Raw genomic sequence first — 20,691 nt, forward strand, 5'->3', positions numbered from 1 at the left:
TCGGAACTAGAAAAAGTGCTTGCACAGCTAGAATATGTGCCGTAGCTTTGTACCCATGACGAAGCGAACTACCTCAAAAAAACCAGCCCGCGGGGACTGGCATCCGGCCGACATCAAGGCGGCGCTCGAGAAGGCGGGCTGGAGCCTGCGTCGCCTGTCCGTGCATCACGGGCTCGGGGCGCAATCGCTGCAGAAATGCCTGCACCAGCCGTGGCCTCGCGCCGAGCGCCTGGTGGCCGCCGCCATTGGTCGTCAGCCGCGCCAGGTCTGGCCCAGCCGCTACCACGCCGACGGCACCCCAAAGCGCGGCCGCTCGCCGAAATATACCAATTGTGGTGCGCCGTCGCCGGCGGATGCGCAGGAAAGTGCGGCATGAGGCACTCAGTTGTGTGTGTACGCCCTCAATATCGCGCGGCTTTGGGCGGCCGGATAGATGCAGCCGCGCCCCGGCGTTTTGCGCCGGCCTTTCAGAGGAGCCTCCAATGACCGCCAAGCGTTGGAAGAAACGGCAGCCGAACTCCATGCAGGAAGCCCTTCGGCTCTGCCTGGACTACGCCGCCCACAAGCACAATCGCTCCGTGCAGCGAGTGGCCGACCTCAACGGCATCTCGGAATGGGTGATCTACAAGTGGATGAGCGACGGCTCGATCCCGTCGCGTCGCATCCCGCCGTTCGAGATGGCCTGCGACTGCCACTACGTGACCGCCTTTCTGGCGCACAGCGCCCACAAGCTGCTCGTCGACATCCCCCGCGGGAGCGCGACCTCCCGGGATGACCTGCTCGACCTGCAGAACCAGCTCAACGACGCCGTGCAGCAGCTGCGCGGCTTCACCGAGGCGCCCACCGAAGACGCCTCCAACGCCACCATCCGCGCGCTGACCGAAGCCATGACCGCGCTGGCCGGACACCGGGCGAACGTGCAGAAGGCCGTCGCCCAGGAGCTGGCGCTGTTCGACGGGGGTGACGCATGAGCCAGCTCAACGATATCGCCCACGAGACGGCCCACCGAATCGTCGAACAAGCCGGCGGGCCGACCGCGTCCTTCGATGCGATGAGCGCCGCGTTCAAGCAACTCATCGTCGATGGCCACCTTCCGATCGGTTGGCCACCCGGGGGTCGAGCGTTCCACGTCGCGCATGCGGCGATGTGGTCCGAAGTTATTCGGCTACAACTGGCCGCACTCGAACCGAACGAAGCGTCGCGGCGCGCGATGGCGCTTAGCGCGCATTTGGATTATCTCCATCGCGGCACGCTGAGCGGAGATCGCTGATGGCTTTCTCGGCTCTCAAGCGCGTCATGTCATTGCCCGACTGGGCCTCATGCGACAGCGACTCGATGAGCGCTTCGGTCGATACGTCGCCTGTGGCCGCGATCAGCCGGACGGCGTGCTCGCCAATGGCACGCGTCGCTTGTTGCTCGGTCATGCCGCGTATCTCTTTTTCTACGCTCTCAAGCGCTTTGCGGTCTTTCTCTTTCACTGGTGGCACTCCCTTCGTGCTCGGTCTGGTTGGCACCGCCGACTATAGCGAAGGCGGGTGCCGCCCCCCATCGACCGGGGCGTGCTCATGAGCGATGTGACCATCCGGCAGATCGCCGATGCGCTCGGTCGCGATCGCAGTGCAATTAGCAGGCGCGCTAAGAAAGAGGGCTGGCCATACATAGAAGAAAAGGCCCGCGGCGGCGCGCGGCGTGAATACGTGTTCGCGCAATTGCCGCCGAGTATCCAGAAAGCATTGCATGGGGACGTCGTGGCGTCTCTGGTAGCCGAATCCGATGCGCTAGTCGCGGATTTGGTTCAGGTACGCCAGCGCATTGCAGCCCTCGATGCGGAAATCGCAGCGATGCTAAAGCTGAGAGGGGGCGATCAATGATTGGCGAGCAGCAGTGGTTTTCTGCGGCCGATCTGGCGGGGCTGCCCGGTATGCCTGGCAGTACACGCGGCGTGAACAAAGCAGCCGCTCGGGAAGGCTGGTCCAGCCGTAAGCGCCGCAAAGGCAAAGGTTACGAATATGCCTTTGACGACCTGCCGGCCGAAACGCAGGCCGCAATTCTGAAACACTCTTGCGCTGCGTCGCCCCAGGGTGCCGCGCTCCCAGCCGATACTGCCCACGACGCACCCGCCGCCGCGGCGTTCACCTACGACCGGGACGAGCTCTGGGCGCAGTACGAACGCAAGGCCAAGGGCCCGAAGGGCAAGGCGCAGCAACGCCTGGCACTGCTCGACCAGGTCATGCGCCTGGTCGACGCCGGCCAGCCCATCAAGGACGCGTTCCGCAACGTCGGCCAGGCCAACGGCACGAGCTGGCGCACGATCAGCGGCTGGTATTACGGCACCAACGGCAAGCCCGGCGCACGTGACTTCGAGCGCGCCGACTGGCTGGCCGCACTCGTGCCCGGCTACGTCGGCCGCACCGTGACGGCCGAGTGCAGCCCCGGCGCCTGGGAATACTTCAAGGCCGACTACCTGCGTCTGGCCCAGCCGGCGGCCACGGCCTGCTACGAGCGCCTGCAGCGGATCGCGCCGCAGAAGGGCTGGACCGTGCCGTCGCTCAAGACACTGGAGCGGCGCATCGAGCGCGAGATCGCGCCGGGCGCGCTCATCCTGGCACGGCAGGGTCGCGAGGCGCTGGCGCAGAGCTACCCGGCCCAGCAGCGCGACCGTTCGGTCTTCCACGCGCTCGAAGCCGTCAACGCCGACGGCCACAAGTTCGACGTATTCGTGCGCTGGCCGGACGGCGACGTGACGCGCCCCATGATGGTCGCCTGGCAATGCCTTTACAGCGGCAAGCTGCTGGGCTGGCGCATCGACCGGAGCGAGAACGCCGACAGCTATCGGTTGTCGTTCGGCGACGTCGTCGAGAGATACGGCATCCCCGAGCATGCCTACCTCGACAACGGCCGCGGCATCGCCTCGAAGATGCTCACCGGCGGCGCGCCGACGCGCTATCGCTTCAAGATCAAGGACGAAGACCCGGTCGGCATCCTGCCGCAGATGGGCACAACGCCGCACTGGACCACGCCGTATCACGGCCAGGCCAAGCCCATCGAGCGCGCCTTCCGGGATCTGTGCGAGTACGTCGCCAAACACCCTGCACTGGAGGGCGCCTACACCGGCAACAGCCCGATGGCCAAGCCGGAGAACTACGGTTCGCGGGCCGTCGATTTGGCCGACTTCCTCGCTGTGCTGGACACCGAAATCAAGGCCCACAACGCCCGCGAAGGCCGGCGGTCCACGGTCTGCGCCGGCCGCAGCTTCGACGAGACTTTCGCCGAGTCGTACGCCCGGTCCGAGATCCGCCGCGCCACCGCCGGCCAACGCCGACTCTGGCTGCTCGCGGCCGAAGGCGTGCGCGCCTCGCGCCAGACCGGCGCGATCACCCTCATGGACAACACCTACTGGTCGGACTGCCTGGCGCGGCACAAGGGCGACAAGCTCATTGTCCGGTTCGACCCGGACCATCTGCACGAAGCGGTCTACGCCTACACGCTCGACGGCCGGTTCATCGGCGCCATCGAGTGCGCCCAGGCCGCCGGCTTCAACGACACCCGCGCCGCGCGCGAACACGCCCGCCTGCGCAAGCAGTTCGTCAACGCCAACCGCACCGCGCTCGAGCGTGAAAAGCAGCTGTCGGCAGCGGACGCGGCGCGGCAGTTGCCGACTGAAACCGACGACGCCGATCCGCCCGAGCGGCGCGTGGTGCGCGGCACGTTCAAACAGACCCGGCAGGTGGTCAACGGCGCGCCGCTGACCGAGCCCTCCGACGAGACCGAGGAAAGCCAGGCGGAGACCCGCTTCGGCTGGCACGACGTGATGGACCGCGGTCTCGACCACCTGCGCAGCACCCACCTGGGCGGGCCCACCCACGACGACACCGAGACCTAGCCATGACGGATTACTGGCGAATCATGACCCAGACCCTGCGCGAGGGCGCGGACTTGCTCGACGAAATGCTCGAGGAAAAAGCCCCGCTGCTGGAGCGCAACGCCCATTCGTTCGAAGAGCGTCTGGACCAGGAATTCTGGCGCGGCCGCTGCCACCAGGCCCGCGATGTGATGAACGGCCTGGACCGGCTGCTCGGTGCCGTCGGCGAATCGCGCGAGCCGCGCGGCCCGAGCAGTTCGCAGGACCGGCCGCACCTGTCGGTGGTGGTCGACAACACCCAGCGCGACCACGCCACGAAATAGCCCCCACCGAGCAGCCACTCGGCAGGGGCCCATGACGCGGGCGGATGCCCGCACCACAACGACGAAAAGGAAGCATAGCAAATGAGTGAATCCAACGTAGTGTCCCTTAACCCCAGCGAGCAGGCCGACCTGATGGCGGCCGTCCGCGACGAGATGGAGGCCGGCAGCCTGAGTCAGGCCGCCGTCGCCCGCGAGACCGGCCTGTCCGCATCGGCGCTCAACCAGCGTTTGAAGGGCGTGTATCGCGGCGATAACGCGGCCGTGGACGCCAAGCTGTCCCGCTGGCTCGACGCCCGCCGGGAGCGCCGCAGCGCCGACGCCCAGATGCCCGAGGCGCCGGCCTGGGTGCAGACGCCCAGCGCCCGCCGCATCCGCTCCGCGCTGTCCTACGCCCAGATCGCCGGCGACATCGCCGTGATCTACGGCGGCGCCGGTGTGGGCAAGACGTCCACCGCCCACGAATACCAGCGCCAGGCCCCCAACGTCTGGATCGTGACCATGACCCCGGCCACGGCCGTTGTCGGCGCCGCGCTCGAGCGCATCGCCCTGGCCATCGGCCTGCGCCCGTCCGGCCGCGCCTCGCGCATCGAGGGCGAGATCATCGAGCGCCTCCAGGGTACGCAGGGGCTGCTCATCATCGACGAGGCCCAGCACCTCGCGCCACGTGCCCTTGAGGCCATCCGGTCGCTGCAGGACGCCACCGGCGTCGGCGTCGCGATCCTCGGAAACCAGGTCGTCTACACCCAGCTCACCGGCGGCAATCGCTCGATCGGATTCGCGCAGCTGTTCTCGCGCATCGGCAAGCGCGTGTCGCTCAATCGGCCGACCCAGGCCGACGTCGACGCCCTGGCCACGGCCTGGGGCGTGACCGCCACCGACGCGGTCCGGCTGCTGCGCGATATCGCCAAGAAGCCGGGCGCGTTGCGGGCCGTCACCAAGACCATGCGGCTCGCCTCCATGTTCGCCGCCGGCGCCGATGCCGATGCCGATCAGCCCACGCTCGAGCACATCCGCTCGGCCTACCGCGACCTCGGGGGCGACTAGTCATGGCACGCATCACCCGAATCCAGGATCACCAGAGCCAATGGACGCGCCTGCGGGCCGTGTTCGCACCGCGGCCGAACGACGTCCAGTGCCCCGTGCTGGGCGCCATCACGCCGGTCCAGTGCCAGTACCACCGCAATCGTCCGTTCGTCCCGACGAACGAGTCGCGCGCCCAGCTCGCCCGCACATGCCCCGCGTGCCCGAACAACCCGGAGGCCTCGTAATGCCCGCCACCCGAGACACCACCTGCGACCTGATCGAGCGGCCGGCGGCCCCGCGCCCGCGGCGCAGCCCGCTGCAATCGCTGCCGCACGGCGTGGCCCTGATGGAACAGCTGGCCACCGCGCGTATCGCCGTCGATGCGCTCACCGGCATGGGCTGCCTGATCCGCGCCATCCAGATCACCCCGGACGGCGCCACCATCGCGCTGCACCGCGCCCCGCCGGCCGGCGTGCTCGAACGCCACGGCGCGCTGGACTACGGCCGGCACGACGCCACCGCCGGCGAGGCCGTGCGCGGCCTGTGCTGGCGCGGCGTGTTCGTCGAATGGCCGGTACCGGCGAGCGAGGTGCCGGCATGACTGCCCCCGACGTCCGCCAACGCATCTTCGATGCGATCCGGCTCGAGGTGCGCGACGTGCTACACGACGCGCCGCGGCCGCTGTCGCCCACCCAGATCGCCGCGCACTGCGAATCCGCGGCCGACGTCAGCGACGTGCGGCCCGTGCTGGCGGCGATGGTCGCCGCCAACGAAGCGCGCGCAACGGCAAACGGAGACGGCCACGCCTACAGCGCCCGCACGGTCGCGCCGCAATCGCCGGCCCCCGCGCCCACCGGGCGCCCGCCGACCGACATCGGCCAGGCCGTCATCAACGGCATCGCCGACCACAACGCCTGGCTCACCATCGAGGAGCTCGAACGTCGCCTGGATCTCTTTCGCGAGCAGATCCGCAACGTTGTGCGGAACTCGAAGCGTCTCGTCGGCCGGCCGCGCGCCGGCGCGGCCAATGGCGCTCACGAGTACGGCCTAGCCGAGTGGGCGGCCGAGGCGCCGGCGACCGACGCACCGGCCGCCGATGCCGAGGCCGCCCCGGCGGCGCCGGCTGCGGAAAAGAAGCCCTCGACCGAACCCAACGGCCGCGCGGCCCGCGTGATAGCGGCCATCACCGAGGCCGGTGACTTCATCGGCCTCGACGAGCTCGATGCCGCACTCCCCGAGGACGCACGCCAGAAGATCAGCGAAAGCACGTGTGACCTCGTGACGCGCGGCCGGCTGTTGCGGCGCTACAACGCGGCCGCGAACCGGAGAATCTACGGCCTGCCGGACTGGCCGGAGGTGGCGGATCTTGCTGTCGCCACGGCCGACGACGCCGAACGCGACGCCCCGGCGGCGCCGATCGAGCCGGGCGAGGCCCGCCTGGGCCACCGTTTCGGGCTCTGGAGCGACGGCACGCTCGCCATCGAGACCGCCGCCGGCGAGCTCGACCTCCCGCCGGCCGTCACGCACGACCTGATCGCCTACCTCATCCGTGAGCGCGCCCAGGTCATCCATCTGTTCGACACCGAACTGGAGACCCGCGATGCCTGAACATCTGATCACCCGCGACCGCGTGCTCGAGGCGCTCGCCGGCCACATCGGCGCCGAGCGCGCCGCGCACGCCGAGGATCTCGTAATCGAGATCACCGAATCGGCCGACGGCATCGATGCCGGCACGCGCCGGCTGCGGCGTGTCGTCGAAGAGCTGCGCAACGACGGCCACCACGTCTGCGGCCTGCCGGCGCACGGCTACTACATGGCCGCCGACGAGTCGGATCTGAACGCGACCTGCCAGTACCTCTACAGCCGGTCGATGACCACGCTGCGCCAGGTCGCCGCGATGAAGCGCGTCTCGCTGCCGGACCTGCGCGGCCAGCTGCGGTTGCCGTCATGAGGCTGCTCATCGCCGCCATCACGCTCACGATGTTCGCGCTCGGCGCGGGCGCGGCCATACAGACGATCGCCTGGGCCACCGGCCACGGTACGCCGACCCAGCACATCCACATCGTCAACACCCGCAGCGGGTGCCGGCTGTGACCGGCGCGACCTACCACCTGCGCCGCCGCCACGACGGCCGCGAGGCCGGCACAGTGCGTGTCCGCGCCGACAGCCCGCGCGCCGCGTTCGAGCGCGTGCGCCGCGAACGGCCGGCCTACGCCCGCGACCAGCTGATCCTGTGCGGAGTGGAGGCGGCGCGATGAAAGCCTGCTGCCCGACCTGCGGCCAGATCGGCGACCTGATGCAGTTCGTGGCCGAGGGCGACGCCCGCAAGACGATGGCGCTCGCGCTCAAGTGGCCCGCGCCGCTCGCCGACGCGCTCGTGCGCTACCTGCAGCTGTTCCAGCCGCCACAGCGCGCGCTCGCATGGAGCCGCGCGCACCGGCTCATGGCCGAGCTGCACGCCGACATCGAGCGCGGCGCCATCGAACGCCACGGCCGCACCTGGGCCGCGCCCCAGCCGGTCTGGCAGACCGCGTTGCAGACCGTTGTCGCCCGGCGCGACGAGCTCACGCTGCCGCTCAAGGACCACGCCTACCTCTACGAAATCATCTGCCGCGGCGCGAACAAGGCCGAGGCAGAGACCGAGGACGCACGCGAAAAGCAACGCCGCAACCGCGGCGCCCGTGCGGCCGCGGAGCGACGCGAAGCCGATCAGCACGGCGCGCCGGTACCGGCCAAGCCGCCCGGCGGCTCGCTCAAGAACGCGCTCGCCGAGGCGCGAGCGGCCACGCAATCACCCACGACCGAGGGCAGCGACTCATGACCGACATCACAGAAAGCCGAATCAGCCTCGTGCCGCGCAGCCGCGCGAATCGGCTGATCGCCGAGCTGATTAAAGACGCCGAAGCGTCGGGCAATCCGGAGCGCTACTGGACGGACATCCTCGCGCTGGTCGGCAGCTCGATGGCCGCGCATGTCTCGCACGACGCTGCGATTCGCGCTCAGGCCGGCGTAATCGAGGTCGCGCGCATCCATCGCGACCAGCTTCAAGCCACGAACCACTGAACGGAGCACCAAGATGTCCGCACAGACGACCGTCCCCGACGGCTACATGCAGAACGCCGCGGGTCATCTGGTCCCCGAAGACCAGGTCCGCGATCACGACAAGCTGCGCGACAGCGTGGCCACCGACCTCGCCACCCAGGCCATCGCACTGCACGAGCAGCTGCGCCAGTACAAGTGGCAGGCGCTCAGCGACCTGGCCGACCTGGTCTCGACGGCCGCCACCGAGTACGACGTCAAGATCGGCGGCGACAAGGGCAACCTGTCGATCACCACCTTCGACGGCGCGTACAAGATCCAGCGCGCCGTCGCCGAGCGCATCGAGTTCACCGAAGAGATCCACGCCGCCAAGGCCATCTTCGACGACTGCATCAAGCGCTGGTCCGAGGGCGCCAACGCCAACCTGCGCGTGCTGGTCGACCGGGCCTTCCGGACCGACAAGCAAGGCCAGCTCAAGACCACGGCCATCCTCGAGCTGCTGCGCATCGAGATCGAGGACGCCGACTGGCAGCGCGGCGTCGAGGCGCTCAAGGACAGCATTCAAGTGTCCGGTACCGTGACGTATATCCGCGTTTACAAGCGGGTTAGAGGCGACCGCTACGAGCCGGTCCCGCTCGATCTGGCGGCGGTTTAGCCATGAGCGACCCCATCGAACGCAGTCATTTCTGGGTCTTCGACGACGAGCAGCTCGAGGCCGCGCTCGCCGAGCACTGGCCGAACCAGCCCGAGGCCCACGAGCCGCAGAACCTGCCGGACATCGTCCGCGGGTTCCTGCACTCCGCGGCCTGCCAGCGGCGCGACATGCGTCGCGGCGGCGACTGAGCAGAACCGGCCCGGGCGGTCTGAACCCGGGGCTCGTCCAGCCGGCGGTGATGGGCTCATGAAACAACACCGGCAGCCGGGGCGCAGTGACTCCTTCGCTGCGTGACTCGGCCGTCTGGCCCACGAAACGGGCCACCCATTTGAACCACGGCGACACGACATGATTGATACCCACGACGAAACCAAGCCCACGCGCGTCTGGTGCTGCGGCGAATGCGGCGAGCCGCATCGATGGCAAGACGCTGCTGTCGAGTGCTGCACCAATCCGCCCTACGAGGCCTGGGCCTGCGGCCGCTGCGGCGAGCCGCATACCGAGCACGACAACGCGCGCCTGTGTTGCGTCGACGAACGCGGCGAGCCGCTGCCGCCGAGCGCGGCCGAGCTCGAGGCCCGGGGCCAGCAGCGATTACCTCTGCCGGCCTAAGCGAAACGGTCCCCGAGCACGGCTCGGGCGGCCGTCTGCCGGGCGTGGTGGCCCGGTACTGATGAGCAGCCAAACGCGAGCCCGATATGAGCACACAGCCTACAGCCGAACAGTGGAAAGCCCTCGAAGAAGGACTCTACGGCCCGTTCGGCCGCGCCGAGCTCGAATGCGACGGCTACACGCTGAGTCTGTGTAAGTTACAGGTCGCAGAGAACCGGCTTGCGATCCAGGTTTTCGTCGACGGTCTATATCGCAGCGAATGGCACCACACGGACTGCGAGCAGCGGCGCCGGTTCTTTTGCCCGGAGCAGCATGCGGTCTACACCGGCCAATATCGCAAGGCGCTGGCCCGGATGAGCAAGCGCGCCCGCAAAGACGCGGGCATCGATATCGACGAGAAGTGGACCTCCTACGCAGCCACGTGGCCCCGGTTCGCACCGCTACGTCAGCACCTCAAGCGCGAGAACGCATCGATCGCGATCGCGAGCGTCAATGGCGCCGCCGCGGCGGCCGCGGTGGCGTTTCGGGCGGAATACGTGCGGTGCCGGCAGACCGGCGAACGGTTCGACCCGACGTGCATGGATGGGTGGAACGCGCGATGAGCACTCGCGACAACATCATCTCGCTGTCCGAGGTTCGCTGGAAATACCACGGCTGCCAGCACAAGCGCCTGCGTGTCGACGAGCAGCTCGCGACCGTCGAATGCCGGGACTGCGGCGAGAAGCTTAATCCGGTCCACGTGATCGCGCGCATGGCGAAAGAGGAATCGCTATGGCGGCGCCGGCTCGACGCGTTGCGCGCGGTGCGCCAGAAGCTCGAAAAACGCCAGCGCTGCAAGTGCGACCACTGCGGCCGAATGACGAGGATCCACGTCCGATGAGCACCCGCAACGCCACGCTCGCCAAGATCCATATCGCCAAGAAAGACCTGGCGTTGGACGACGCGGTCTACCGCGAGATCCTCTGGACGGTCGCGCGCGTTCGCTCGGCGAAGGATCTGGACGCCCACGGCCGCGATGCCGTGCTGTCGCATTTCAGGTCGCGCGGCTGGAAGCCGAAGGTCGCGAAGCGGGCGGGCAAGGTGCCGCACAACCGCGATCGCGAGCCGATGCTTCGCAAGATCGAGGCATTGCTGACCGATCAGGGCCTGCCGTGGTCCTACGCCGACGCGATTGCGCAGCAGATGTTTTCCGTCGAACGCCTCGCGTGGTTGCGCGATGAACAGCAGCTTCGAGCCGTGATCGCAGCACTGGACAAGCGCCGCCGCCGTATCCCGGACCGCGGCCCCGAGCCGCCCGCCGCATGAACACACCGATCGACACCGACTATCTGCCGACCGTCGCCCGCGAGATCGCGGCGGTCATCGGCATGGCGGCGACCTGCGACCTGATCGCCGCGCGCGGCGGGACGCGGCTGTACGTGCCGGCGCAGCTCACGCCCGAGCACGCGCTGAACCGCGAGATCGGCGCCGAGGCCGCCGCCAAGCTCGTCGAGATTTACGGCGGTGATACCCTCGACATGCCGCGCGCCCACGCTGCGACGCGCGCCGCGTTGCACCGCACGATCGTGGCCCGCTATATTGACGGCGCCTCGGCCGCCCAGCTGGCCCGCGACTACGGCGTCACGGAGCGCTGGGTCTACGCGCTCGCCGCCCGCCGGCGCGAGGCCCTCGCCAGCCGCCAGGATTCGCTGTTCTAGCACGGCCCCGCTGAACCCCTTCAGCTAATCCCGCCCCGGGCTCGGCGCCGACACTGGCGCCCATGCAGCAGACCAGTCTCACCGTCATCGCCAAGCGCCTCGGGCGCGAATACGACATCCCCGCGGCCATCGTGCTCGGCGTGATTCAGGTCGAATCCGCAGGCAACGAATGGGCGACGCGCTTCGAGCGGCACTATCGCTGGTGCTGGGATGTCCGCGCCGGCAAGCCGTTCACGGCCTCCGCCGCGGCCGCACGCCGGACCGACGCGCCCGACGGTTTCCACGGCACGAACGATGCCCACGGCGGCTATTACAGCTCCGCGGACACCGAGTGGAACCAGCAGAAGACGAGCTGGGGCCCGATGCAGATCATGGGCGCGGTCGCCCGCGAGCACGGCTACGACGGCCCGCTGCCACGGCTGTGCGATCCACTGATCGGCATCGACTACGGCTGCCGCCATCTCGCCCGCCTGCGGGATCGATTCATCGATCGCCACGGCTGGGCCGGCGTGCTGGACGCCTACAACGACGGCACCGCCCGCATCGAGCGCCCCCACGACTACCCGCACAAGGTCGCCGCGACCAGTCCAGGCGCCGAGGCCGAGATATTCCCAAAAGCCCGGGGCGCGTCGTGATGCACGGCGCGCCCTGGCTGACGCGGCTCTGGTCTGTATTCGAGCGCCCGAGCGGTGGCCGCCATGACTGAGCTCATCGCATGGCTCGTCGCGTGGCTTGTCGCGCTCGGCGCGCCGTCGCTGCTGATCATCTGTGCCCGGCCGGGCGACGACCGCGCCGCGCTGGTGGGGCTGGCGCTGTGGTGCTACGGCGTCGTGGCGCTGGCCGCCGGGGCCGTGCTGCGGCTGGCCTGGTGGGCCGTCACATGACCGCCCTGGGGCTGATCGTCCGGCTGCCGCGCATTGCCCATGCGGCCCTGATCGCGTTGTGCACGCTTTTCCATGCCGCCGTGAGCGGCCCTTGAACGGAGCTCACTATGAATGCAGACCTCATCAACCAGCTTGCGCCCTACGTCGTCCTGGCCGTGGGCCTCGCGCGTCTGGCCAATCAGATGCTCGCCCGTGTCGCCGGCGTGACCTCGACCACGCGCGACGACGAGATCAGCTCGATGCTCGGTATCTGGATCCGGCGGGTCCAGGGCGTGCTCGACACCATCGGCCTGATGTCCGACGCGCCCGCGAAGGCGGCCGAGAAGAAGAAGCAGCGCGGCTGACGTGGGCTGGCGCGCGGTCGTCGAACTACTCAACCGGGCCGGGCGTTGGATCGACGCCTGGCTGCGCCGTCGGCGGGCGTCGACACGCCAGGCCGAGCGCGATCGTCTCGAGGCTGATCCTGGCGACTGGTATCGCGATCACTTCGGCGGCGTGCACGACGACGCCGAGCCGCAGTCCGGCACCGACGGCACCGACGCTGACGATCGACGCGAATCCGAATAGCGCCGGCGGGATCTGTCTCGACCGCGCAGACGCAATCGCGCTCGGCGCCTACATCCAGGCCCTGGAGAACCGCACCGCGCCATGAGTGATATCGCCGACGACGCACAGCCCGAGTCCGATCAGTTGCTCGACTACGGCCTGGCCGCGCACCGGCGCCGCCAGATCGCCGAATCGGCGCTGCCGATCAACTGGCGCGGCCTGTGCCACGACTGCGACGAGTACATCGCGCCGGATCGTCTGGAGGCCAACCCGCGGGTCTTTCGGTGCTTTGGCTGCCAGACCGCGCTCGAGGCGCGGGAGCGGCGGGCATGAGCTGGGACTACGAGGGCATCCGCACGGTGATCAGCGCGCTGTCGCTGCTCGGCGCCGTGGCCGCGGCGGTCTACAGCTGGTGGACCGCACGCAACAAGACGACGCGGCAGGCGATCTCGAAACTCGGCGAGCGGATCGACGGCGTCGAGCGCCGCACGACGGCGGTGGAACACCAGCTGAAGTACGTGCCCGGCACCGCCGAGATCAAGGAGCTGCACGGTGAGCTGAGCGACCTGCGCGGCGACATGCGCGAGATCAGCGGCGCGCTGGGCGGACTCAAGCGCGCGGTCGATCTGATGAATCAGCACTTGCTGAGCCACGAGAAAAACAGCTAGCGAGGCGCCCATGCCCCCTCTGACCTATTCGCAGCGCTGGACCGAGGACCGCCGCCTGGTGATCCTGCGCGTGCTGCGCGACGCCCCGGACTACACCGCCAACAGCAGCATCCTGCGCGGCCTGCTCGAAGAGATCGGCCACCGCGCCAGCCGCGACGTGATCGCCGGCGATGTGGACTGGTTGGCCGAACAGGGGCTTGTGACGGTCGCCGACCTCGCCGTCCCCGGCCTGCGCATGATCACCCTGACCCAGCGCGGTGACGACGTCGCCGGCGGCGCCACCGTGCTGTCGGGCGTCGCCCGCCCCAGCCCGAGCGCATGACCCGATGGGGCGTCGATCCTCGATCAAGAGCCTGCCGGAGCCGGTGCGCGCGGCCATCGACGCGGAGATCCGCGCCGATCGGCTGACGCTGGACGAGATCCTGGATTCGGTCGCCGATACGTTCGGCGACCAGTATGGCGACGAGGCCGTGCCGTCGCGCGCCGCGCTCGGCCGGTACCGGAAATCCGAGCGCGAGCGCATGCAGGACGTCATCCAGGCCGAGGACACGGCCCGCGTCTGGGCCTCCGAGCTGGGCAACACACCGCAATCGCAGATGGGCAAAGTGCTCCAGCAACTGCTGACCACGCTCGCGTGGAAGAGCACCCAGAAAGCGCTGGACGCGGACGACGTACCGACCGACGAGATCGCGAAGCTGGCGCGCGCCTACCGCGCCGTCGAGGAAGCCGGCCAGATCAGCGACAAGCGCGAGCGCGAGCTGCGCGAGCAGACGCTCGCCGAAGCCGAGGAGCGTGTCGAGGCCTTGAGCGACGGGGCGCGCCAACCCGATACCGAGACGCTCAAGCTCGTGCGCGCCGCCATCCGTGGCGAGGCCTAGCCGGTGGGTATCGTTCGCCTTCATACACGCCAGGCGGCCTACGTTGACGATCGCGCCCGCTTCAAGGCCGCGATGTTCTCGCGTCAGACCGGCAAGACGTTTGGCTCCACGCTCGAGGTCGTCGATGACTGCCTGGACGCCGAGTCCCAAGGCCGCAGCGAGCGCTGGGTGATCCTCTCGCGCGGCGAACGCCAGGCGCGCGAGGCCATCAACGAAGGCGTGCGGGTGCATCTGGACAATTACCAGACCGCGTTCGAGGCGCTCGAGTACGATTGGCAGGCCCAGCATCGGGCGCTCGAAGTCGTGCTGCCGGGCGGCTCGCGGATCACCGCGCTGCCGGCCAACCCGGACACCGCTCGCGGCTTTTCAGCCAACGTGCTGCTCGACGAGTTCGCCTTTCATCAGGACAGCCGTGCGATCTGGCAGGCGCTGTTTCCGGTCGTGTCCAAACCGGGGCTCAAGCTGCGCGTGATCAGTACGCCCAACGGCAAGGGCAACAAGTTCTATGAGCTGATGACGATGGGCGATGAGCAGGCCCTGCGCGAGCGTGGCCACATCGAGGCCGAGGGCTGGAGCCTGCACTGCTGCGATATCTACCAGGCCGTCGAAGGCGGGCTGGATCGCGACCCGGTCGAGCTCAAGAAAGCGATCGGCGACCCGGAAGCCTGGGCCCAGGAGTTCGAACTCCAGTGGCTCGACAGCGCCCACGCCTGGCTACCGTTCGATCTGATCGACGCGGCTGAACACGCCGATGCCGGCGATCCGGCCGGCTATGCCGGGGGCATCGCCTACGTCGGCATCGATATCGCCGCCCGCAAGGATCTATTCGTGATCACCGTGGTCGAGCCGCGCGGCGATGTCGCCTGGGTGCGCGAGATCATCGAGCGCCGCGGCGCGACGTTCGCCGAGCAGGGCGCACTGCTGGACGACGTCATGCGTCGCTATACCGTGGGCCGCGTCTGCATCGACCAGACCGGCATGGGCGAAAAGCCCGTGGAAGACGCGAAGCGTCGATACGGCGAGTACCGCGTCGAGGGCGTGATGTTCACGGGGGCCAGCAAGCAGCTGCTCGCCACGACCGCCCGCGAGCAATTCGAGGACCGGCGCGTGCGCATCCCGGCCGGGCATCCGGAGCTGCGCGCGGACCTGCACAGCCTCAAGCGCATTCAGCTGCCCGGCGGCAATATCCGCTTCGACGCCGATCGCGATGCCGGCAGCCATGCCGACCGCACGTGGTCGCTGTTCCTCGCGCTGCATGCCGCGGATAACAGCGACTATCAGCCCTATGCCTACCAGCCGGTGCGAGCCGATCGAGACCTCGAGAACGGTCGGCCGATCGCGACGACCGGCGGCTTTGGTACCCAACGAGGCGCCTGGTAATGGCCGAATCCCCCATCCTGCAACGCGACGGCCGGCCGTTCGAGACCACCGAGCTGACCGAGGAGCTGGCCGCCCCGACGCTCACCGGCGTCCGCAGCGTCTGGACGCAGGGCGTGGCGGCCGGCATGACGCCGGCGCGGCTGGCTTCGATCCTACAGGCCGCGGCCGACGGCAACGCGCACGACTACCTGACGCTGGCCGAGGAGATGGAAGAGCGCGACCCGCACTACGCGGCCGTGCTCGGCACCCGCAAGCGCGCCGTCTCCGGCCTGCCGGTGCACGTGGAGGCGGCCAGCGATGACGGGCCCGGCGTGAAGCTGGCGGATGCCGTGCGCGAACTGGTGCGCCGGCCGGCGTTCGGCTATCTCGTCGATGATCAGCTCGACGCCCTGGGCAAGGGCTATTCGGTCAGCGAGATCCTATGGGACCGCTCGGGCGCCACCTGGGAGCCGATGGCGTACAAGCACCGCGACCCGCGCTTTTTCGAGTTCACGGACGCCAGCGGCCTGGAGAAGCTGGGCCTACTGGACGACAGCCAGCCCGGCCAGCCCTTGCCGATGCCCGGCTACAAGTTCGTCACGCACGTGCCGCGCCTCAAGAGCGGCATCCCGCTGCGCGGCGGGCTGGCGCGGCTGGTGGCCTTCGGCTGGATCTGCAAGGCCTACACGATGAAGGACTGGATCGCCTTCGCGGAGGTCTACGGCATGCCCCTGCGCCTGGGCCGCTACGGCCCGGGGGCGAGCGAGCGCGACGTGTCCATTCTGCGGCAGGCGGTGGCCAACATCGGCTCGGACGCGGCCGCGGTGCTGCCACGCTCGATGGAGATCGAGTTCCAGGACGTGGCCAGCGGCGGCGGCAGCGGCAACACGGATCTGTTCGAGCGGCTGGCCGACTGGGTGGACCGGCAGACGTCCAAGGGCGTGCTGGGCCAGACCATGACCACCGACGCGCAGTCGGCCGGCCTGGGCAGCAACCAGGCCGGCGTGCACAACGAAGTCCGCGGCGACATCCTGGCCGCCGATGCCAAGCAGCTGAGCGACACGCTCAACCGCGACCTGGTGCGGCCGTACATCGACCTGAACTTCGGCCCGCAGCCGGCGTATCCGCGCATCGAGCTGCAGGTGATCGAGCCGGAGGACATCGAAGGGCTGACCAAGGCGCTCGAGCGGCTGGTCCCGCTCGGGCTGCGCGTGGGCGGCTCGACCATGCGCGACAAGCTGGGCCTGCCGGATCCGGATGACGACGAGGAGGTGCTGACCCCGCCGCAGGGCGCGCCGAGCGGCCCGCCGCCGGCATTGAACCGCCGTTCAACGCGCGATCGAAGCGGCCTCGAAACGGCGTTGAACCGGACCGACGCGCCCGCCCCGGCGGATGCCATCGACGACCTGACCGAGGCGCTCGCCGGCGACGACGAGTGGGAAGAACAGCTGGAACCCCTGATCGACCCGATCGAGCAGCTGGCGGCCGAGGTGGATTCGCCGGAGGCGTTTCGCGCCCGGCTACCGGAGCTGCTGGAGCGGATGGACGCCGGCGAACTCCTCGAAAAGCTCGCCAATGCGACGTTTCGGGCGAGAGGATTGGGTGACGCGAACGACGGCGATAACTGATGGCTGAAACCCGCAACCCCGGCCCAGTCCCCCAGGACGCGCTCGACTACTGGCGCGGCAAGGACGTGCGCCCGGGCTTTTCCCATGAGGACGTCTGGGGCGACGAGCACGCGCACGCGTTCACCGTGGCCAAGATGACCAAGCTGGATCTGCTCGAGGACACGCGGGCCAGCCTCGAGGACGCCCTGGCCGAGGGCAAGACGTTCCGGCAGTGGTCCAACGAGATCCGGCCGCGGATGCAGGCCAAGGGCTGGTGGGGCGTCAAGGAGCAGATCGACCCGGCGACCGGGCTGCCCGAACGCGTGCAGCTGGGCAGCCCGCGCCGCTTGAAGACCATCTACCGCGCGAACATGCGCAGCGCCCGCGCCGCCGGCCAGTGGCAGCGGATCCAGCGGACGAAGGAGAGCCGCCCGTACCTGGTCTATCTGCTCGGGCCCAGCGAAGAACACCGCGCCGAACACGTCGATCTGCAGGGCCTGACGCTGCCGGTGGACGATCCGACCTGGGGCGAGATCTACCCGCCCAACGGGTACGGTTGTTTTTCCACGGATACGCTGGTGCGCTGCAACGCGCAGCTCGGGCTAAAAACCTGGTACGCGGGTGAAATGGTGGAGCTGCACTCGGCTCGTGGGAACCACTTCACCGCGACCGCTAACCATCCCGTACTCACCGCGCGGGGCTGGGTCGCCGCCGGCGACCTCCGCGAAGGCGATCAGTTGATCGATGCAGGTGTTGGTGTGGATGCCGGCATCGTCGGGGTCGTAGACGACGAACAGACGCCAGCCCGCGCCGACGATCTCTTCGATGCGCTCGCGCGCGAGCGACTTCGCGTCGTTCCAATGGCGGCGCACGATTTCTACGGCGACACGGTCGGCCGGCAGCCCGAAATCCAGGTTGCGAGTGCCGATGGCGATCTGATGGATCGCGTCGACGCCTCGGCGGATGAACGCATCCGCGAAGTGACTTTCGGTCGCGGTCTGCATCGCGGTGTTGAAGCCGCCAACATTGCCCTGGGCTCGTCGCAGGCTACGTCGGTCGTCGGTAATACCGCGCAAACGCAGCATGCGGCCGACGCCCGGCTTGGACATGCCCAGACGGCGGGCAATCTCGGCCTGGCTGGTCAGGCCGGCGCGGTAGAGGGAGATGACACGACGTTCGGTCGCATCGTTCGTGGCATCTGCCGCCTGCCACGCCGCGCCCAGCAGCTGCTCGGTCTCGCCCCGCGCCTTGACACCGACCCAACGCTGCGCCGCTGCCGTGCTTCGGCCGCGCCGCTCAATGCCGTGCCGGTCGAGGATGCGACCCAACGCGCCCCGGCTGACGCCCAGCTCTTTGGCCAGCTGCTGCAGCGGAATACCGGACTGGTAGCGACGGACGAAGTCCGCCTCGTTCGCAAGTTCGAGTGGTCGGGTCATGTGTACGACTTTGCTACGGATACCGGCTTGATCGTAGCCGGCGGCATTGTGGTAAGCAACTGCAAGTGCTACGTCAACCAGATCGACCAGGCGACGCGCGATCGCTACGTCGAGGACGGCGTGCCTGACGCCACGGCTGCCCAGGAGATCGACCCCGAGAGCGGCCTGCCGACCGGCCGGCGCGTCACGCGTCAGGTGCCGGCGAAGACCGAGCGCCCCGAGCTCAAGCGCCGGCGCTACAAGAGCAAGCGCACCGGGCGCGAGCAGTACGCGCCCGAGGGCGTGCATCCCGCCTGGGCCAACAACTCCGGCCAGGCGCGGGTGCGCACCCTGCGCGAAGCCCTCGCGGGCAAGATCGAAACAGCCGACCAGCAGCTGGCCCGCGAGTCCGTCAAGCGCGTGGTCGATAGCCCGGCGCTGACGCAGTTTCTGGACGAGGCGGACGCACACAAGGCGGTGCTGGCCCGCACGGCCGACGATATCGACGAGGCCGCGCGCCGGCGCATCATCGACGGCATCGGCGACCTGCCGGTGGCCTACGCCGACCGCGAGCTGGCCGAGCATGTCGGCAGCCAGACGCAGCTGGTGCGGATGTCGGCCGAGACGGCGGGCAAGCAGCTCGTGACGCATGCGGATCTGGTCAGCGGCGACTACCGGAATCTGGACGCACTGCTGGCCACCGGCGAGGTGTTGCGCGAAAGCGCGCGCGAGGTCGTGGTGTTCGGCGAGATCGAAGGCGAACTGTATCGCGCGGTGCTCAAACGGGCCGGCACGGACAATCGCGAGCTGTTCTTGAGCACCTTCCATCGCGCGAAGGCCAAGCAACATGGAAAGGCCCGCGAGGCGATGAAGCGCCTGCGGGCCTCGCGATGAGCGTGCACGTGGCCGGGACTGGAAACCCCCGGCGATCCGCCTTAATCCGCGCTCTTGCGAAACGCGAACGGCTGCGGTGTCCAGATTCTCCGCATGACGCGTGCAGAATTAGAATAACGCACGGCCCGGCTGCTCGCATCCGCCGTGTCGCCGGAGCGCCTGTGCGCCGCTGTGAGGAATCAAAAGGCCGCGCCCTCATGTTGGGTCGGCGCGGCCGCAATGTCTCGTTAGAAACGTTTATCGAACATTTTAACGGCGTACCAGCGGGCTACGCGTCCACGAAAAATGCTTCGGGGTTCGTGAATCCGATCATGGCCAGCCCGAAGTAGGCGCGCAGCTTGTCCTCTTCACTGAGCCCTTGCCCGCGTTTGACACGAGAGACGAGGCCCGACGAATGGAAGATGCCGTTGTCCCAGGCGCGATCGGAAAAGCCGAACGCCTCCATGAACTCGAGATCGAGGGTGGACCGGGAAAGCGGCGCGGTCGAGGCCCGTGGGTTCGTGGGCGTCCAGCTGGCGTTGTCAGCCCAGACGTCGCGGCGCGGCACTAACGGCAGATCGAACTGATGCGCGTAGGCCACTTCGAAGAACCGTTTGCGCTCGAACGCGAACCACTCGCGGGGCGCGCCCAGCACGCCGCGCAGGCAGTCGGCGTCATCCATATCCAGCCACTTGCCGAACAGTGGTTTGGTGCCCTTCCCGCTGTAGAGCACCAGTCGGGCCGTATTGATCAGCGCGAACACTTCGTCGTCGCTTTTGTCCGATACGTCGATGGCGATAGGTGCGTCGCTCATGGCTTAGCCTCGGTTGGATGCGTGGCGGGCTTGGCTGGCCTGGCGATCGTCGAGCCGATCGCAGTTGCGCGCCGCCTCGTCGAGGGCGAGATCGGTCAGTGCGGCGTAGGCATCGCGGACTTCGCGGGCGCGATCGATGGAATCGCGGATATTGAGGGTGTCGGATTTAGGCATGACTGCCTCCAGTTGGTTTTACTAGAACGCAAGGTGGCCGGGACGCTAGTAACCGCAACTGGACGGCCCTGGGTATTCCCCGCATATCGCGGGTGTTGTATTTCCCAGGACGCCCGGCCATAAATCGTGGACACAAAAAAACCGCCTCTTTCGGGTGCGGGTGAACCGCCAGCTGTGGAGTTACTAGCTCCGTCAGGTAGGATTGTTATCTCGACGCGCGAGACGTGTCAATTCCCCTGAACCCCTTCAGCTAATCGCCCAC

The 20,691-nt window shown here is 68.4% G+C and carries 36 protein-coding genes and 1 other RNA gene; 34 read left to right on the forward strand and 3 right to left on the reverse strand.

The window, feature by feature from the left end; all coding sequences use genetic code 11:
* The first annotated feature begins 55 nt into the window (after positions 1-55).
* From SAHL_RS10620 to SAHL_RS10630, 3 genes are all read left to right on the forward strand, one after another.
* Positions 56-376, forward strand: a complete 321-nt coding sequence (locus SAHL_RS10620) for a helix-turn-helix domain-containing protein (protein ID WP_123591389.1) — start codon at positions 56-58, stop codon at positions 374-376.
* Positions 377-482: 106 nt separating this feature from the next.
* Positions 483-971, forward strand: coding sequence for a hypothetical protein (locus SAHL_RS10625; RefSeq protein WP_123591390.1), 489 nt, complete (start codon positions 483-485; stop codon positions 969-971).
* Positions 968-1,270 carry a hypothetical protein gene (locus SAHL_RS10630; RefSeq protein ID WP_123591391.1) on the forward strand — a complete coding sequence of 101 codons (303 nt, stop codon included), beginning with the start codon at positions 968-970 and terminating at the stop codon, positions 1,268-1,270. The genes SAHL_RS10625 and SAHL_RS10630 overlap by 4 nt, the downstream gene beginning before the upstream one ends.
* Here SAHL_RS10630 and SAHL_RS17550 read toward each other — a convergent pair.
* Complete coding sequence (locus SAHL_RS17550; RefSeq protein ID WP_148045546.1) at positions 1,218-1,478, reverse strand: hypothetical protein; 261 nt, start codon at positions 1,476-1,478, stop codon at positions 1,218-1,220. The genes SAHL_RS10630 and SAHL_RS17550 overlap by 53 nt on opposite strands.
* An 87-nt stretch (positions 1,479-1,565) precedes the next feature.
* On the opposite strand from SAHL_RS17550, the gene SAHL_RS10635 reads away from it, so the two are divergent.
* The 31 genes from SAHL_RS10635 (at position 1,566) to SAHL_RS10775 (ending at position 19,462) form a co-directional block, all read left to right on the forward strand.
* The gene (locus SAHL_RS10635) at positions 1,566-1,871 is read left to right on the forward strand and encodes a hypothetical protein (protein WP_123591392.1); all 306 of its coding nucleotides are present in this window, start codon (positions 1,566-1,568) and stop codon (positions 1,869-1,871) included.
* Positions 1,868-3,883, forward strand: coding sequence for a transposase domain-containing protein (locus SAHL_RS10640; RefSeq protein ID WP_123591393.1), 2,016 nt, complete (start codon positions 1,868-1,870; stop codon positions 3,881-3,883). Before SAHL_RS10635 ends, SAHL_RS10640 begins: the two co-directional genes overlap by 4 nt.
* Positions 3,884-3,885: 2 nt before the next feature.
* The gene (locus tag SAHL_RS10645) at positions 3,886-4,185 is read left to right on the forward strand and encodes a hypothetical protein (protein ID WP_123591394.1); all 300 of its coding nucleotides are present in this window, start codon (positions 3,886-3,888) and stop codon (positions 4,183-4,185) included.
* Between the two features lie 81 nt (positions 4,186-4,266).
* Positions 4,267-5,229: an AAA family ATPase gene (locus SAHL_RS10650; protein ID WP_123591395.1), complete on the forward strand. Its 963-nt coding sequence runs from the start codon at positions 4,267-4,269 to the stop codon at positions 5,227-5,229.
* Positions 5,230-5,231: 2 nt separating this feature from the next.
* The gene (locus SAHL_RS10655) at positions 5,232-5,453 is read left to right on the forward strand and encodes a hypothetical protein (RefSeq protein ID WP_123591396.1); all 222 of its coding nucleotides are present in this window, start codon (positions 5,232-5,234) and stop codon (positions 5,451-5,453) included.
* Positions 5,453-5,809 (forward strand): hypothetical protein, encoded by a 357-nt coding sequence (locus tag SAHL_RS10660; protein WP_123591397.1) that lies wholly within the window; start codon positions 5,453-5,455, stop codon positions 5,807-5,809. The genes SAHL_RS10655 and SAHL_RS10660 overlap by 1 nt, the downstream gene beginning before the upstream one ends.
* Positions 5,806-6,816, forward strand: a complete 1,011-nt coding sequence (locus SAHL_RS17840; protein ID WP_184947618.1) for a hypothetical protein — start codon at positions 5,806-5,808, stop codon at positions 6,814-6,816. The genes SAHL_RS10660 and SAHL_RS17840 overlap by 4 nt, the downstream gene beginning before the upstream one ends.
* Positions 6,809-7,159 carry a hypothetical protein gene (locus SAHL_RS10670; protein WP_123591399.1) on the forward strand — a complete coding sequence of 117 codons (351 nt, stop codon included), beginning with the start codon at positions 6,809-6,811 and terminating at the stop codon, positions 7,157-7,159. The genes SAHL_RS17840 and SAHL_RS10670 overlap by 8 nt, the downstream gene beginning before the upstream one ends.
* A complete protein-coding gene (locus tag SAHL_RS17845; RefSeq protein WP_184947620.1) occupies positions 7,156-7,302 on the forward strand; it encodes a hypothetical protein in 147 nt (48 codons plus the stop codon). The genes SAHL_RS10670 and SAHL_RS17845 overlap by 4 nt, the downstream gene beginning before the upstream one ends.
* The gene (locus SAHL_RS17850) at positions 7,299-7,466 is read left to right on the forward strand and encodes a hypothetical protein (protein ID WP_184947622.1); all 168 of its coding nucleotides are present in this window, start codon (positions 7,299-7,301) and stop codon (positions 7,464-7,466) included. Before SAHL_RS17845 ends, SAHL_RS17850 begins: the two co-directional genes overlap by 4 nt.
* Positions 7,463-8,029: a hypothetical protein gene (locus SAHL_RS10675; protein ID WP_123591400.1), complete on the forward strand. Its 567-nt coding sequence runs from the start codon at positions 7,463-7,465 to the stop codon at positions 8,027-8,029. The genes SAHL_RS17850 and SAHL_RS10675 overlap by 4 nt, the downstream gene beginning before the upstream one ends.
* Positions 8,026-8,271: a hypothetical protein gene (locus tag SAHL_RS10680; protein WP_123591401.1), complete on the forward strand. Its 246-nt coding sequence runs from the start codon at positions 8,026-8,028 to the stop codon at positions 8,269-8,271. The genes SAHL_RS10675 and SAHL_RS10680 overlap by 4 nt, the downstream gene beginning before the upstream one ends.
* Positions 8,272-8,284: 13 nt before the next feature.
* Positions 8,285-8,902 carry a DUF3164 family protein gene (locus SAHL_RS10685; RefSeq protein WP_123591402.1) on the forward strand — a complete coding sequence of 206 codons (618 nt, stop codon included), beginning with the start codon at positions 8,285-8,287 and terminating at the stop codon, positions 8,900-8,902.
* A 2-nt stretch (positions 8,903-8,904) separates the two neighbouring features.
* Positions 8,905-9,090, forward strand: a complete 186-nt coding sequence (locus SAHL_RS10690) for a hypothetical protein (protein ID WP_123591403.1) — start codon at positions 8,905-8,907, stop codon at positions 9,088-9,090.
* A gap of 160 nt (positions 9,091-9,250) precedes the next feature.
* Positions 9,251-9,514, forward strand: a complete 264-nt coding sequence (locus SAHL_RS10695; protein ID WP_123591404.1) for a hypothetical protein — start codon at positions 9,251-9,253, stop codon at positions 9,512-9,514.
* Positions 9,513-9,589: hammerhead ribozyme type II (locus SAHL_RS10700), an RNA gene on the forward strand. The genes SAHL_RS10695 and SAHL_RS10700 overlap by 2 nt, the downstream gene beginning before the upstream one ends.
* An 11-nt stretch (positions 9,590-9,600) precedes the next feature.
* Entirely contained in the window at positions 9,601-10,116 is a 516-nt protein-coding gene (locus SAHL_RS10705) for a hypothetical protein (RefSeq protein ID WP_123591405.1), read from the forward strand.
* Positions 10,113-10,394, forward strand: coding sequence for a hypothetical protein (locus SAHL_RS10710; protein WP_148045548.1), 282 nt, complete (start codon positions 10,113-10,115; stop codon positions 10,392-10,394). The genes SAHL_RS10705 and SAHL_RS10710 overlap by 4 nt, the downstream gene beginning before the upstream one ends.
* Positions 10,391-10,819, forward strand: a complete 429-nt coding sequence (locus SAHL_RS10715) for a gp16 family protein (protein WP_123591407.1) — start codon at positions 10,391-10,393, stop codon at positions 10,817-10,819. Before SAHL_RS10710 ends, SAHL_RS10715 begins: the two co-directional genes overlap by 4 nt.
* Positions 10,816-11,211, forward strand: coding sequence for a Mor transcription activator family protein (locus SAHL_RS10720; protein WP_123591408.1), 396 nt, complete (start codon positions 10,816-10,818; stop codon positions 11,209-11,211). The genes SAHL_RS10715 and SAHL_RS10720 overlap by 4 nt, the downstream gene beginning before the upstream one ends.
* Positions 11,212-11,273: 62 nt before the next feature.
* Positions 11,274-11,846: a transglycosylase SLT domain-containing protein gene (locus SAHL_RS10725; RefSeq protein ID WP_123591409.1), complete on the forward strand. Its 573-nt coding sequence runs from the start codon at positions 11,274-11,276 to the stop codon at positions 11,844-11,846.
* A gap of 63 nt (positions 11,847-11,909) precedes the next feature.
* Positions 11,910-12,095: a hypothetical protein gene (locus SAHL_RS10730; RefSeq protein ID WP_123591410.1), complete on the forward strand. Its 186-nt coding sequence runs from the start codon at positions 11,910-11,912 to the stop codon at positions 12,093-12,095.
* 107 nt (positions 12,096-12,202) lie between these two features.
* The gene (locus SAHL_RS10735) at positions 12,203-12,439 is read left to right on the forward strand and encodes a hypothetical protein (RefSeq protein ID WP_123591411.1); all 237 of its coding nucleotides are present in this window, start codon (positions 12,203-12,205) and stop codon (positions 12,437-12,439) included.
* A 1-nt stretch (position 12,440) separates the two neighbouring features.
* Positions 12,441-12,662 carry a hypothetical protein gene (locus tag SAHL_RS10740; RefSeq protein WP_123591412.1) on the forward strand — a complete coding sequence of 74 codons (222 nt, stop codon included), beginning with the start codon at positions 12,441-12,443 and terminating at the stop codon, positions 12,660-12,662.
* An 81-nt stretch (positions 12,663-12,743) separates the two neighbouring features.
* Positions 12,744-12,974 (forward strand): TraR/DksA C4-type zinc finger protein, encoded by a 231-nt coding sequence (locus SAHL_RS10745; protein WP_123591413.1) that lies wholly within the window; start codon positions 12,744-12,746, stop codon positions 12,972-12,974.
* Positions 12,971-13,309: a DUF2730 family protein gene (locus SAHL_RS10750; protein WP_123591414.1), complete on the forward strand. Its 339-nt coding sequence runs from the start codon at positions 12,971-12,973 to the stop codon at positions 13,307-13,309. Before SAHL_RS10745 ends, SAHL_RS10750 begins: the two co-directional genes overlap by 4 nt.
* A gap of 10 nt (positions 13,310-13,319) precedes the next feature.
* Positions 13,320-13,631, forward strand: a complete 312-nt coding sequence (locus SAHL_RS10755; protein WP_123591415.1) for a VpaChn25_0724 family phage protein — start codon at positions 13,320-13,322, stop codon at positions 13,629-13,631.
* Between the two features lie 4 nt (positions 13,632-13,635).
* Complete coding sequence (locus SAHL_RS10760; RefSeq protein WP_123591416.1) at positions 13,636-14,187, forward strand: phage protein Gp27 family protein; 552 nt, start codon at positions 13,636-13,638, stop codon at positions 14,185-14,187.
* Positions 14,188-14,190: 3 nt separating this feature from the next.
* Positions 14,191-15,567, forward strand: a complete 1,377-nt coding sequence (locus tag SAHL_RS10765) for a terminase large subunit domain-containing protein (protein WP_221177924.1) — start codon at positions 14,191-14,193, stop codon at positions 15,565-15,567.
* On the forward strand, positions 15,567-17,174 hold the full coding sequence (locus tag SAHL_RS10770) for a DUF935 domain-containing protein (protein WP_123591417.1): 1,608 nt from the start codon (positions 15,567-15,569) through the stop codon (positions 17,172-17,174). Before SAHL_RS10765 ends, SAHL_RS10770 begins: the two co-directional genes overlap by 1 nt.
* Complete coding sequence (locus SAHL_RS10775) at positions 17,174-19,462, forward strand: phage head morphogenesis protein (protein ID WP_123591418.1); 2,289 nt, start codon at positions 17,174-17,176, stop codon at positions 19,460-19,462. The genes SAHL_RS10770 and SAHL_RS10775 overlap by 1 nt, the downstream gene beginning before the upstream one ends.
* Positions 19,463-19,730: 268 nt before the next feature.
* Here the strand turns inward: SAHL_RS10775 and SAHL_RS10780 are convergent, their stop codons facing one another.
* Positions 19,731-20,255 carry a hypothetical protein gene (locus SAHL_RS10780; RefSeq protein ID WP_123591419.1) on the reverse strand — a complete coding sequence of 175 codons (525 nt, stop codon included), beginning with the start codon at positions 20,253-20,255 and terminating at the stop codon, positions 19,731-19,733.
* 3 nt (positions 20,256-20,258) lie between these two features.
* Entirely contained in the window at positions 20,259-20,429 is a 171-nt protein-coding gene (locus SAHL_RS17855; protein WP_184947624.1) for a hypothetical protein, read from the reverse strand.
* Positions 20,430-20,691: the final 262 nt, after the last annotated feature.

This window comes from Salinisphaera orenii subsp. halophila YIM 95161 (assembly GCF_003732545.1).
Lineage (GTDB): Bacteria > Pseudomonadota > Gammaproteobacteria > Nevskiales > Salinisphaeraceae > Salinisphaera > Salinisphaera orenii_A.